Origin of the sequence: Pseudomonas sp. Y39-6 (genome assembly GCF_023651955.1) — a bacterium.
GTDB classification, from domain to species: Bacteria; Pseudomonadota; Gammaproteobacteria; order Pseudomonadales; family Pseudomonadaceae; genus Aquipseudomonas; species Aquipseudomonas veronii.
The window spans coordinates 92448-104977 of sequence record NZ_CP069594.1; the positions used below are offsets into that span (position 1 = coordinate 92448).

11 protein-coding genes are annotated in these 12530 nt (G+C 61.9%); 9 read left to right on the plus strand and 2 right to left on the minus strand.

Annotated features, from left to right (window positions below; genetic code table 11):
• The first annotated feature begins 111 nt into the window (after positions 1-111).
• The 4 genes from dsbA to JN756_RS00470 all read left to right on the plus strand — a co-directional run bounded on the left by dsbA (position 112) and on the right by JN756_RS00470 (position 4585).
• Positions 112-747, plus strand: coding sequence for a thiol:disulfide interchange protein DsbA (gene dsbA / locus JN756_RS00455; protein ID WP_017849030.1), 636 nt, complete (start codon positions 112-114; stop codon positions 745-747).
• 10 nt (positions 748-757) lie between these two features.
• Positions 758-1636: an endonuclease/exonuclease/phosphatase family protein gene (locus JN756_RS00460; protein WP_046381537.1), complete on the plus strand. Its 879-nt coding sequence runs from the start codon at positions 758-760 to the stop codon at positions 1634-1636.
• Positions 1633-3720, plus strand: coding sequence for a GGDEF domain-containing protein (locus tag JN756_RS00465; RefSeq protein WP_201021686.1), 2088 nt, complete (start codon positions 1633-1635; stop codon positions 3718-3720). Before JN756_RS00460 ends, JN756_RS00465 begins: the two co-directional genes overlap by 4 nt.
• An 88-nt stretch (positions 3721-3808) precedes the next feature.
• Positions 3809-4585 (plus strand): N-acetylmuramoyl-L-alanine amidase, encoded by a 777-nt coding sequence (locus tag JN756_RS00470; RefSeq protein WP_017849033.1) that lies wholly within the window; start codon positions 3809-3811, stop codon positions 4583-4585.
• 3 nt (positions 4586-4588) lie between these two features.
• On the opposite strand, the gene JN756_RS00475 is transcribed toward JN756_RS00470, so the two are convergent.
• Both JN756_RS00475 and algB read right to left on the minus strand, forming a co-directional pair.
• Entirely contained in the window at positions 4589-6376 is a 1788-nt protein-coding gene (locus JN756_RS00475) for a KinB sensor domain-containing domain (RefSeq protein WP_057004948.1), read from the minus strand.
• 10 nt (positions 6377-6386) lie between these two features.
• Entirely contained in the window at positions 6387-7733 is a 1347-nt protein-coding gene (algB, locus tag JN756_RS00480; protein ID WP_017849035.1) for a sigma-54-dependent response regulator transcription factor AlgB, read from the minus strand.
• 376 nt (positions 7734-8109) lie between these two features.
• Between algB and JN756_RS00485 the strand changes: the two genes are divergently transcribed.
• The 5 genes from JN756_RS00485 (at position 8110) to JN756_RS00505 (ending at position 12508) form a co-directional block, all read left to right on the plus strand.
• Positions 8110-8409: a hypothetical protein gene (locus JN756_RS00485; protein WP_017849036.1), complete on the plus strand. Its 300-nt coding sequence runs from the start codon at positions 8110-8112 to the stop codon at positions 8407-8409.
• A 79-nt stretch (positions 8410-8488) separates the two neighbouring features.
• Positions 8489-8653: a DUF1328 domain-containing protein gene (locus JN756_RS00490; RefSeq protein WP_003170804.1), complete on the plus strand. Its 165-nt coding sequence runs from the start codon at positions 8489-8491 to the stop codon at positions 8651-8653.
• Between the two features lie 2 nt (positions 8654-8655).
• Positions 8656-9123: an inhibitor of vertebrate lysozyme family protein gene (locus JN756_RS00495; RefSeq protein WP_079442563.1), complete on the plus strand. Its 468-nt coding sequence runs from the start codon at positions 8656-8658 to the stop codon at positions 9121-9123.
• 728 nt (positions 9124-9851) lie between these two features.
• The gene (gene gltP / locus JN756_RS00500; protein WP_046381531.1) at positions 9852-11183 is read left to right on the plus strand and encodes a glutamate/aspartate:proton symporter GltP; all 1332 of its coding nucleotides are present in this window, start codon (positions 9852-9854) and stop codon (positions 11181-11183) included.
• Between the two features lie 95 nt (positions 11184-11278).
• Positions 11279-12508: a spore maturation protein gene (locus JN756_RS00505; protein WP_017849039.1), complete on the plus strand. Its 1230-nt coding sequence runs from the start codon at positions 11279-11281 to the stop codon at positions 12506-12508.
• Positions 12509-12530: the final 22 nt, after the last annotated feature.

The following is a 12530-nucleotide window of genomic DNA, read 5'->3' on the forward strand; positions in this document are numbered from 1 at the left end:
CTAGGCCGCCCTTTTTTGTGGCCGGTGCCGTTACACTAACGAACTCATGCCCGCGCAGACCTGTCACAACAAAGGTCGCGTGAGGCGACTTTATTTGTCCAGGAGTAAAGCATGCGTAATCTGATCCTCAGCGCCGCTCTCGTCACCGCCAGCCTCTTCGGCATGACCGCACAAGCCGCCGATGTGCCGCTTGAAGCCGGTAAAACCTACGTGGAATTGGCCAACCCCGTGCCGGTTTCGGTGCCGGGCAAGATCGAAGTGGTGGAGCTGTTCTGGTACGGCTGCCCGCATTGCTACGCCTTCGAGCCAACCATCAACCCATGGGTTGAGAAACTGCCCAAGGACGTGAACTTCAAACGCATCCCTGCCATGTTCGGCGGCCCCTGGGATGCCCACGGCCAACTGTTCCTGACCCTGGAAGCCATGGGTGTCGAGCACAAGGTTCACAACGCTGTCTTCGAGGCGATCCAGAAACAAGGCAAGCGTCTGACCAAGCCTGAGGACATGGCTGATTTCGTCGCGACCCAAGGTGTCGACAAGGACAAGTTCCTGGCCACCTTCAATTCCTTCGCCATCAAGGGCCAGATCGAAGCCGCCAAGAAACTCGCCGTGGCTTATGGCGTGCAAGGCGTTCCGACCATGATCGTCAACGGCAAGTACCGTTTTGACCTGGGCACCACCGGCGGTCCTGAAGCGACCCTCAATGTGGCCGACCAGTTGATCGCCAAAGAACGCGCCGCCAAGTAAGGGGCCTGCCATGCGTCGCTGGGGTACCGAACGCGTTGTCGGTCTGCATGACCCGCAGGTCAACGAAGCTCACCTGGAATCCACGGGCCTGCCGGCGGACAGCCGCCTGCGGCTGCTCAGCTTCAATATCCAGGTGGGTATCAGTACCGAGAAGTACCGGCACTACCTCACCCGTGGCTGGCAGCACTTGCTGCCCCACAACGGGCGGGCCGGCAACCTGCAGAAGATCGGCGACCTGTTGGGCGACTTCGATCTGGTCGCCCTGCAGGAAGCCGACGGCGGCAGCATTCGCTCCGGCTACATCAACCAGGTGGAACACCTGGCCCAGTTGGGTGCATTTCCCTACTGGTATCAGCAACTCAATCGCAACCTCGGGCGTCTGGCGCAGCACAGCAACGGCGTGCTCAGCCGCCTGAAGCCATCGGCCATCGAAGATCACCCATTGCCGGGCCCCAAGGGTCGTGGCGCGATCCTCGTGCGTTTTGGCGAAGGTTCGGAAGCCCTGGTGGTGGTGATGATGCACCTGGCGCTCGGGGGGCGGACCCGCAACCTGCAGTTGGCCTACGTGCGTGAGTTGATTGGCGGCTACAAGCATCAGGTGTTGATGGGTGACATGAACACCCATGCCATCGACCTGCTGCAGAATTCCCCGTTGCGTGACCTTGGGTTGCTGGCGCCGCAAGTCGAAGCCACGTTCCCCAGCTGGCGCCCGCAACGCTGTCTTGATCACATCCTGCTCAGTCCGACCCTCACGCTTGAAAGTGTGCAGGTGCTGGCGCAGCCCATCTCCGATCACCTGCCGGTCGCGGTAGAGATTCGTCTGCCGGGTTCGCTCACGGTGGATGCATTGCCCGCGTTGAGCCCCGGCCCTCGCGGACCCCTTGCATGAGCGACGAAGCCCAGCGCTGGAAAGAGAAATACCTTAAAAGCATCGATCAACAAGACAAACTCGAACGCCGCTGGGCCGCCCGCCTCGACCTGCTGCGCCGAGGCTTGGTGCGCAGTACGTTGGCCGCTGAAGGCACCGACCGCGCGGTCGATCAATGCATGAAGGAAATGCGCGACGTGGTGCGCAGCGACGACATGGATGCCGCCCTCGCCGCATTGCTGCCGCGCCTGGAAAAAGCCGTACTGGATTCGGAGCAGCGTCGCGAAACCCGGATTGACCAGATGAGCAGCGCGCTCACGGCCCTGGTTGCGCAGTTGCAGAAACTGCCGCTGCCCCGCGAGGTGGCCCGCCCGTTGAAAACCTTCGCCAAGCAGCTGGATAGCCGCGTGGGTCAGGCGCGCGAGATCCCGCTGTTGCTCAGTGAGTTGAGCAACCTGCAAGGGCAGGCGTTGAATAACCTGGAACCGGACGGCGAAACCCCACGCCCCGGTCCCGGCCTGCTGCAACGTCTGTTTGGTGCCAAGGAAGTTGCGAGTGAGGCGCCGACCGGCGAGCCCGCGCCGCCGCCTTCTGCGCCCTCTGCGCCCGCCGCCGCCGCCAGGCCGGTGCCCGAACCCGTCGCCGAAGCGGCACCGCCGCCCCAGTCCGACGAGTTGGCCCAGGCCCTGCGGGCGTTCGCGCCGTTGCCGCAAGGCTCGGCCCCGCCCCCGCCGGAACCGGTGGCAGCGGCCAAGGCGGCCACGGTGGCCACGGCGGCCGAGGTCGTGAGCCCGGTCGTCGCCCCCGAAGCCGCGCCCCAGCCCGTGCCGATCGCCCGGCCCGTCGAAGTGGCGGCGCCTGCCGCGCTTCCAGCAGCGGCGCCAGAACCTGGCGCCGAAAGTGCACTCGCCGCGCTTATCGAACCACCACCGGTTCAGGTCGATGCACCGCAACAAACCGTCATCGGCAGCCTGTCACTGCCGCCGGTGCTGGACGCGCCGGACCCGGACGAGCTGCTGGCGGACGCAATCTACGCCCTGCCCGATTCGCCGGAGCCGTCCTACAGCTCCGTGGCCAAACACATTGAAGACACCTTGCTTGGCCTGCTGGAGGACCTGTCCCTGCCCGAGCGCCACCGGCCCCAGGCCGAGGCCATGCGCGAGCGCCTGGCCCATGGTTTGAACTGGTACGAACTGCTGCCGATCCTCGATGACCTGGCCACGCTGATGCTGGCGATCACCGACAGCGGCCAGCATGAGTTCGAGGCCTACCTCAAGCAGCTCAACGAACGCCTCGAAGCGTTCCAGGGCCATCTGCAGACGGCCAGCGAAGGCTATGCCGACAGTCGCTCGGCCGCCCGTGAGCTGGACACGCAAATCCGCGAACAGGTCGACGGCCTGCAAAGCAGTGTGCAGGGCGCCGCCGACCTGGACAGCCTCAAGCAGGTATTGGAAAGCCACCTTGAAGGCCTGCTCGGCACCATGGACCAGCACCAGCAGCAGCGTGACCTGCGCGAGCAGGAAGTGGCGGAGCGCTTGAAAGGGCTCGCCGAACGCGTCGCCAATATGGAGCAGGAGGCCCAGGGTTATCGCGATCACCTCGAAGTGCAGCGCCAGAAAGCGCTGGTCGATCCGCTTACCGGCTTGCCCAACCGTGCCGCGTGGAGCGAGCGCCTGGACCATGAGGTCAACCTCTGGCATCAGCGCGGCAACAGCCTGTCGCTGGCGATGCTGGACCTTGATCACTTCAAGCGTATCAACGACGGTTACGGGCACCTGGCCGGGGACAAAGTGCTGAAAATCATCGCCAGCGTGCTGCGCAAGCGCCTGCGCCCCGGCGACTTCATTGCGCGCTTCGGCGGCGAAGAGTTTGTGTTGCTGATGCCCGACTCATCCCTGGCGAATGCCCTCGCCGCCGGCGAAGCGCTGCGTGCGGCGATTGAAGTCTGCCCGTTCCACTTCAAGGGCGAGCCGGTGACGATCACGGTGTCGATGGGCGTGGCGCAGTTCCAGCCCGGCGAGCGCAGCGACCTGGCGCTCAAGCGCGCCGATGAGGCGTTGTACCGGGCCAAGGCAGCGGGACGTAACCGGGTGCAGGCGGCCTAAAAGATGTTCCATTTTGTAATTTGACGTTCGGGCCACAAACGGTACGTTACACTGTTGCATTATCGTCTTCAGCGTAACGTTATCCGCCATGAAATCCGTGTACTTCGCCTTTGTGTTCCTCCTGCTCAGCGGCTGCGCCAGCGGCCCGCGCCTGGATACCAGCCACCCTTCGGTCAACCATGACAACCGCGTGCAGTTCGTGGTCGTCCATTACACCTCGACCAACCTCGAACGCTCCCTGGCGCTGCTGACCCATGGTCAGGTCAGCAGCCATTACCTGATCGGCGACGACGCTTCGGGCACCATCTACAAGCTGGTGGATGAAAGCCAGCGCGCCTGGCATGCCGGGGAAAGCGAGTGGATGGGCCGCACCTGGCTGAACTCCAGCTCCATCGGGATCGAGATCGTCAACCCAGGGTTCCGCGACACGCCGACGGGCCGCGTGTGGTACCCGTATTCCGAAGCGCAGGTGAAATCCCTGGAGGTGTTGCTCAAGGACATCAGCACGCGCAACGGCATCGACCCCAGAAACATCATCGGTCACAGCGACATCGCGCCGCTGCGCAAGCTGGACCCGGGGCCGTTGTTCCCATGGAAGCGCCTGGCCGAGAAAGGCCTGGGCGTCTGGCCCGACGCGCAGGCGGTGGCACGCTTCCAGGCGCAGTACGCCACGGACCTGCCGAGCATCACCTGGTTCCAGGAAGCGTTGGCGCACCTGGGCTACCAGACGCCGCAGACCGGTGAGCTGGACGTCGCCACGCGCCATGTGCTCGCCGCGTTCCAGATGCACTTCCGCCCTGCGCTGTTCGATGGCACGCCGGATGCCGAGAGTGCCGCGATCCTGCGTGCCCTCGACCGGCGTTAATCGCTACAGCGGCAACGCCATGTAGAACTGCGTGCCCTGCCCCGGCCGCGAATACACGCCCATGCGGCCGCCGTGCAGTTGCACGATCTCCTTGCACAGCGCCAGCCCCAGGCCGGCGCCGCCTTTCTTGCGACCCACCTGCACGAAGGGTTCGAAGATGCGCCCTTGTTGGCCATAGGCGATACCTTCGCCGTTGTCCTCGACGCTGATGATCACCCGCTCGCCATGGCGCCGTGCCTGCAGACGGATCTGCCCGCCCTCGGCGGTATGGCGCAGGGCGTTGCCCAACAGGTTGTCGAGCACGCGTTCCAGTTGCGCCTGGTCGGCATACAGCCGAGGCAGGTCGGGCTGGGCTTCTACCAGCAGTTCGATGTGTTGTGCATTCGCCGGCTCGGCAAAGCGCGCCCGTGCGTGCTCCAGCAGGTCGGTGACATCGCACGGGGCCAGGGTGAGTTTCTGCAGGCCGTTCTGGTAGCGCGAAAAGTTGAGCAGGTCATTGATCAACTGCATCAGGCGCTGCATTTCTTCATTGACCGTATCCAGCAGGTCCGCTTCACGGGACTCCGCAGGAAACTTCGCGCGTTCGCGGAACAAACCGAAGGCCATGTGCATACCGGTCACCGGCGTGCGCAGTTCGTGGGAGGCGCGCAACACGAACTCGCTGCGTACCCGTTCAAAGGCGCGCTGTTCGGTGACGTCATGCAGCACCATCACGGCACCGAGGATATGCCCCTGGGTGTGGCTCACCGGCGTCAGGCTGTAGGTCAGCAGGCGCAGTTCGCCCTCGACTTCCACTTCCAAGTCGTCCGGCGCGCGCTCCAGGCTGCCGCCACGCAGCACCAGTTGCAGCTGATCGTCCATTTCCGGGCGACCCAGCGCCTCGCCCAGGCCCTGGCCGAGACGTTCCTCGTCCCAGCCCAACTGGCGCTGTGCCACTGGGTTGAGGTGCTCCAGGCGGCCTTGCCGGTCAATCATCAACAGGCCGTCGTCGATACTGTCGAGTACCGCCTGCAGGCGCTGCTGGCCGGCGAGCAACTCATCGATATTGGTTGCCTGATGCTGGCGCAAGGCTTCGGCCATGATGCCGAAGCGCCGGGTCAGTTGGTTCATTTCCGCTGCCGAAGAAATGGGCAGGGTCACTTCGAAATCGCCTTGCCCGATCTTGTCGGCGGCCTTGGCCAGTGCTTCGATCGGCGCGCCAAACCGTCGGGCGATGCCATGGGCGGTAACAAAACCGATGATCAACACCGCGAGGCCAACCAACCCCAGCAGCCCGGCGATCAACAAGGCGCGCTCGCGGGATTTATGTTCGCTGGCGCTGATGTTTTCCAAGGCCTGCTTGTGCTCGGCGATCAGGCCGTTGCGCAGGACATTGAAGGTTTCGGTGATTTTCTCTTTGCTGCCGGGCGGTGGGGACGCTTGTTGAGACTCGTCAAAAGCCGCCAGGAAGCGCTGATAGTCGGCCCGGGCCCGGCTGAAACCGCCGCTGTTCCCGTCGCGCTGTTCATGCGCAATGCCTTGGTCGAGCAGCTCGAAGTAACGCTGTTCGGACGCTTGCAGCGCCTCGGGATTGGGGCGCTGTTCGAGCATCATCATCAACTGATCGCCCAGGCTCTGGCGCAGTTTGAGTCCCAGGTCGAGGGTGATGAAGTTGCTGCGGATCGACGACTCCTGGGTCTTGGCCATCTGCATCACGCTGACCAGGCCCAGGATCAACCCCAGCAGGGCGACGGTGATCAGCGCTGAGATACTCAGGAATAACCGAGTGCGCAATGTCATCGCTAACTTCATAGGGTGCCGCTCACAGGTTGTACTGTTTGCGTTTGCGGTACAGCGTCGACGCGTCGATGCCCAGGGTGCGGGCCGCCTGATCCAGGGTGTCGCTGGTGGCAAGTACCGCGCCGATATGCGCTTTTTCCAGCTCGTCCAGGCTCAACGCTGCACCGATACGGGGGGCATTGTTGGTCGGCTGTTCGGCCATCCCGAGGTGGCTGATTTCGACTTTTTCCTGCGGGCAGATAATGCTCGCGCGCTCCACCACGTTGCGCAGCTCGCGGATATTGCCCGGCCAGCGGTAGTTGAGCAGCGCTTCGCGTGCCTCATCGCTGAAGCCCCGCGCCGGGCGGGCGTATTCCTTGACGAAGCGGGCGAGGAAGCGGTCGGCCAAGGCCAGGATGTCTTCGCTGCGTTCGCGCAACGGCGGCAGGTGCAAGGTGATGACGTTGAGGCGGTACAGCAAGTCTTCGCGGAAGCGGCCGTCGCGCACCATGTCTTCGAGATTCAGGTTGGTGGCCGCGAGGATGCGTACATCGGCGCGCCGGGTGACCGGGTCGCCCACGCGCTCGTATTCCTTGTCCTGGATAAAACGCAGCAATTTGGGTTGCAGAGTGAGGGGAAAATCGCCGATCTCGTCGAGAAACAGCGTGCCGCCATCCGCCTGGTTGACCCGGCCCAAGGTGCTTTCGCTGGCGCCGGTAAAGGCTCCGCGGCTATGGCCGAACAGTTCGCTTTCCATCAGCTCCGCCGTCAGCGACGGGCAGTTGATGGTGACGCAGGATTTCTTCGAGCGCTTGCTCCAGCCATGAATGGCCCGCGCCAGCTCGCCTTTACCGGTGCCGGACTCGCCGAGGATGAGGATGTTGGCGTCAGTCCCGGCCACTTGGCGCGCAGTTTCCAGCACCGCCATCATCGCCGGGCTGTGGGAGTCGAGACCGTCTTTCGGTTGGCGCACTTCGCCTTCCAGTGCTTCCAGGCGCGCGGAGAGCTGGCGCACTTCCAGCTGTTTGGCGGTGGCCAGACGCAGTTGGTCGGGGCTGCACGGTTTGACCAGATAATCAGCCGCGCCGGCCTGGATGGCATCCACCGCGGTGTCGACGGCGGAATGCGCGGTCACAATCACCACGCGCATCCACGGCGCCTGGATACGCATCTGCGCCAACACATCCAGGCCGTTGTCCTCGCCCAGGCGCAGGTCGAGGAAGCACAGGTCGAACACCTGGCGTTGCATCAAGGCATCGGCCTGGGCGGCGCTGTTGGCGGTGGCTACGGTGTAGCCCTCATCTTCCAGGCAATAACGGAAGGTACGAAGGATCGCGGATTCGTCGTCCACCAAAAGAATGCGGCCTTGAAGTTCCTTGGCTGATTCCATCTGTCCCGCGCTCCTTAATATGAATGATGGTGTTTAGTCCCGGAATAATCGGGCAAGTTGCATGGTTCATTCTGATCGATAAAACGCAACGTCGTGCAGCTATCTGCCTGCATTCCTACAAAGCCTGCGCCCAATGGCGTTTTCATGCCTTCTTGCCACTTCGGCAACGCGCGATGGGTTTTCTATCCGTCGATCCGACCGCTGGCGATCGTGCATTTCGCACGGCGCCCAGGCGGCCATCGTGCAGGATGCTGGGCTTTGCTCCGGTCGCATATATCTAACTTATTGATTTAGTTGAATATTATTTTGTAAAAAAACTGGCATGCGCTCTGCAATAGCTCTCCTAACGAATAATCAAAATGCGGGAGAAAGCAGCATGACTCGCCCAAGCCTCAGCTCACTGCATGTATCGCCACTGCGCTTGCAACAAGGCCTGTTCGCCAGCCTGGCCTTGATGGTCACGTTGATTGGCGGCCAGCAGCTGCAGCATTGGCAGCAGAGTCAGCAGCAAACCCCGCATTTCGAACGTCCGGCGATGACCCAGACCCACTTTCGTTCCATTGATAGCCGTTCCGTTGGCAGCGTTTCTGCCGATGTAACCGTTCCCCAACTGCGGATGGTTGACCAGGCGTCTGCCCTGAATGAACTGCCATCCCAGGAACGTTGGGTGTTCTAGGCAATAAAAGGTCGCTTGAGTTGAGCGATTGCACGGCAGTACCGCTGTCACCCCCTATAAAAGCGTAAGGAGAATCACCATGTTGAGTTGGGCAATCACATTTCTGATCATCGCCATTGTGGCTGCAGTCCTGGGCTTCGGTGGTATCGCGGGCACCGCCACGGGTATCGCCAAGATCCTGTTTGTGGTCTTCCTGGTGATGTTCATCGCTTCGTTCTTCTTTGGTCGTCGTGGCCGAGGCTGAATATGACCCGTTTGTCCCTCAAAACCATGGCTGCCGTCCTGCTCCTGGGCGGCAGCGGCTTGGCGATGGCCGCTCACGACGGCCAGAGCCGCGCCAACGAATTGCTCGGCGCGGACCCGCAGTACCGTGAAACCTGGCAAAGCGTGGTGAAGAAAGAAGAGCGCCTGCCAGAATGGGTCATGAACCTGTCTGGCGCCGCCGAGCAAATGAATGCCGTCGAAGAAGGTGGCGACAAGTACTTGGTCGGGCCGCTCTGCGAAACCGCAGACACCTGCCGAAACAAGCGCCTGATCGTCGCCTTCAGTTACGACAAGGAAGATGCCTACGCCATGTTGGTGGAAGTCCCGGCCGGCCTGCCGGCGGACAAGTCCCCGACCCGGCACGCCGATTACCGGTTTATCGGTAAGCCGGACGCAGGCATGCAAAAACTGCTGATGGAGCAGCTTAAGAACGATCCGAATTGGTACTAGGTTCCGTCTGATGCATTTGTCGTCTACGGGACCGGCGTCCATAGAAAGAAGCCTGTGCGCTTCTTTCTGTTTGCATCGCTCGCCAAGGGTGATGCATGACCAGGGGGCCGGGTTGCTCTGATCCTTCGCGATCGGCGCGACCTACGGGGACAGGGAGTGCCTGCGCAAGGGCCGGGTCAGGTGAAAAGCTGCGCCGCAAGTCCACCCGCTTTCGAGCTTGCTGGATTTGCGGCGCGCTTATTACGTTCATCCCCGCTTCTTATGCCGCTCATAGCCGAGAGTCTTCTTTTCGCCCGAGCCCAATCATTACTGGGTATGTCGGGGCGACCATCTATCGAGAAAATTTTGCCTGCGCTATAGGACATTTCAGACAACAGGCCCCTGAATACACAGGCATTTTCGCGAATGCCCTGAGGTCTCCTGAATCTCTGAGCGAGCCTGATTTGACCGGTTCACGGCATATTCACCGGGCAACATGTCGCATTTGAACTGACCGTTCGGACAGTTATTCTTAAAAAAAGCCATGCCGATTCGGCATGGGGTAGGCGTTTACGGCATTAGACGTCGCCCCCTTGCATGGGAATAGTTGCGCCTTTTTTCGCCTGCCAGTAAGCCATTTCGGCCATGCGGCGATGACTTTCTACGGAGGCAGATGCACACACTTTTTCGCTTCCGAGCGTTGCAGCTGGCGCATTTGCCTTAAGTTCACTTGAAGTAAGGGTAATGACATGAAGAAGGCAAAGCTAAGCCTCGCCTGGCAGATCCTCATCGGTTTGGTGCTGGGTATCGCAATCGGTGCCGTGCTCAACCATTTCAGTGCTGAAAAGGCCTGGTGGATCAGCAATGTGCTGCAGCCAGCGGGCGATATCTTTATCCGCCTGATCAAGATGATCGTGATCCCGATTGTGATTTCTTCGCTGATCGTCGGCATTGCCGGTGTCGGTGACGCGAAAAAGCTCGGGCGCATCGGTGTCAAAACCATCCTTTACTTCGAAATCGTCACCACCATCGCCATCGTGGTCGGCCTGTTGCTGGCCAACCTGTTCCACCCCGGTACGGGCATCGACATGAGTACCCTGGGTACCGTGGACATCTCCAAGTACCAGGCGACCGCAGCGGAAGTGCAGCATGAGCATGCGTTCGTCCAGACCATCCTCAACCTGATCCCGTCGAACATCTTTGCCGCCGTCGCGCGTGGCGAGATGCTGCCGATCATCTTCTTCTCCGTGCTGTTCGGCCTGGGCCTGTCGAGCCTCAAGCCTGAGCTGCGCGAACCGTTGGTGACGATGTTCCAGGGCGTGTCCGAGAGCATGTTCAAAGTCACCCACATGATCATGAAGTACGCGCCTATCGGTGTGTTCGCGCTGATCGCGGTGACCGTCGCCAACTTCGGCTTCGCTTCCCTGCTGCCACTGGCCAAGCTGGTGATCCTGGTTTACGTCGCCATCCTGTTCTTCGCCTTTGTGGTCCTGGGCCTGATCGCACGCCTGTTCGGCTTCTCGGTGATCAAGCTGATGCGTATCTTCAAGGATGAGCTGGTGCTGGCCTACTCCACCGCCAGTTCGGAAACCGTGCTGCCGCGTGTGATCGAGAAGATGGAAGCCTACGGCGCGCCGAAGGCGATCTGCAGCTTCGTGGTGCCGACCGGTTATTCGTTCAACCTCGATGGTTCGACCCTGTACCAGAGCATCGCGGCGATCTTTATCGCGCAGCTGTATGGCATTGATTTGTCGGTCGGCCAGCAACTGATGCTGGTGTTGACGCTGATGGTCACCTCCAAGGGCATCGCCGGTGTGCCGGGTGTGTCCTTCGTGGTGTTGCTGGCGACGCTGGGCAGCGTGGGCATTCCGTTGGAAGGCCTGGCGTTCATTGCCGGCGTCGACCGAATCATGGACATGGCGCGTACCGCGCTCAACGTGATCGGCAACGCCCTGGCGGTACTGGTTATCTCCCGTTGGGAAGGCATGTACGACGATGCCAAGGGCGAGCGCTACTGGAACTCCCTGCCGCACTGGCGCACCAAGCAAGTGCTGCCGGTCGGCGAGACCAGCCGCGGCTGAGGCCAGCCTGATGCGAACAAACCCCGGGAAATCCGGGGTTTGTCGTTTCTGCCAGCCCCGCTATCATTCGCCCCATCTTTCGGGGGATTCAACTGATGCTCAATGGCCTGTGGCTTGGCTTCTTTGTCGTGGCAATGGTGTCAGCACTGGCGCAATGGCTGGTGGGCGGTAACGCCGGGATTTTTGCGGCGATGGTGGAAAGCATTTTCGCCATGGCCAAATTGTCGGTGGAGGTCATGGTGTTGCTGTTCGGCACCCTGACGTTATGGCTGGGGTTTTTGCGCATCGCCGAAAAAGCCGGGATCGTCAATTGGTTGGCCAAGGCCCTGGGCCCCCTGTTCCGCCGGCTGATGCCGGAAGTGCCGGCCGGCCACCCGGCCATCGGCTTGATCACCCTCAACTTCGCCGCCAACGGCCTGGGCCTGGACAACGCCGCCACGCCCATCGGCCTGAAAGCCATGAAGGCGTTGCAGGAACTCAACCCGATCCCCAATACCGCGAGTAACGCGCAGATTCTGTTCCTGGTGCTCAACGCGTCCTCGCTGACGCTGTTGCCGGTGACCATCTTCATGTACCGCGCCCAGCAAGGCGCGGCCGACCCGACGCTGGTGTTCCTGCCGATCCTGCTGGCCACCAGCGCGTCGACCCTGACGGGCTTGCTCTCGGTGGCGGTGATGCAGCGCCTGCGGCTGTGGGACCCGGTGGTGCTGGCCTATTTGATCCCGGGCGCACTGCTGCTGGGCGGCTTCATGGCATTGCTGGCGACCTTGTCCGCCACGGCGCTGGCCGGGCTGTCGTCGATCCTCGGCAACCTGACGCTGTTTGGTCTGATCATGCTGTTCCTGCTGGTCGGCGCGTTGCGCAAGGTGAAGGTGTACGAGGCGTTTGTCGAAGGGGCCAAAGAAGGCTTCGACGTCGCCAAGAACCTGCTGCCATACCTGGTGGCGATGCTTTGCGCGGTGGGCGTGTTGCGTGCGTCCGGCGCGCTGGACTTTGGCCTGGAAGGCATTCGTCATGTGGTGGCCTGGACCGGCCTGGACACGCGCTTCGTCGACGCGCTGCCGACCGCGATGGTCAAGCCGTTCTCCGGCAGTGCCGCACGGGCGATGTTGATCGAGACCATGCAGACCCAGGGCGTCGACAGCTTCCCGGCGTTGGTGGCGGCGACGGTTCAGGGCAGTACCGAGACCACCTTCTATGTGTTGGCGGTGTATTTCGGCTCGGTGGGCATCCAGCGGGCAAGGCATGCGGTGGGTTGTGCATTGCTGGCGGAGTTTGCTGGTGTGGTGGCGGCGATTGCGGTGTGCTACTGGTTTTTCGGTTAAGGCTTGGATAGCTATCGGGAGC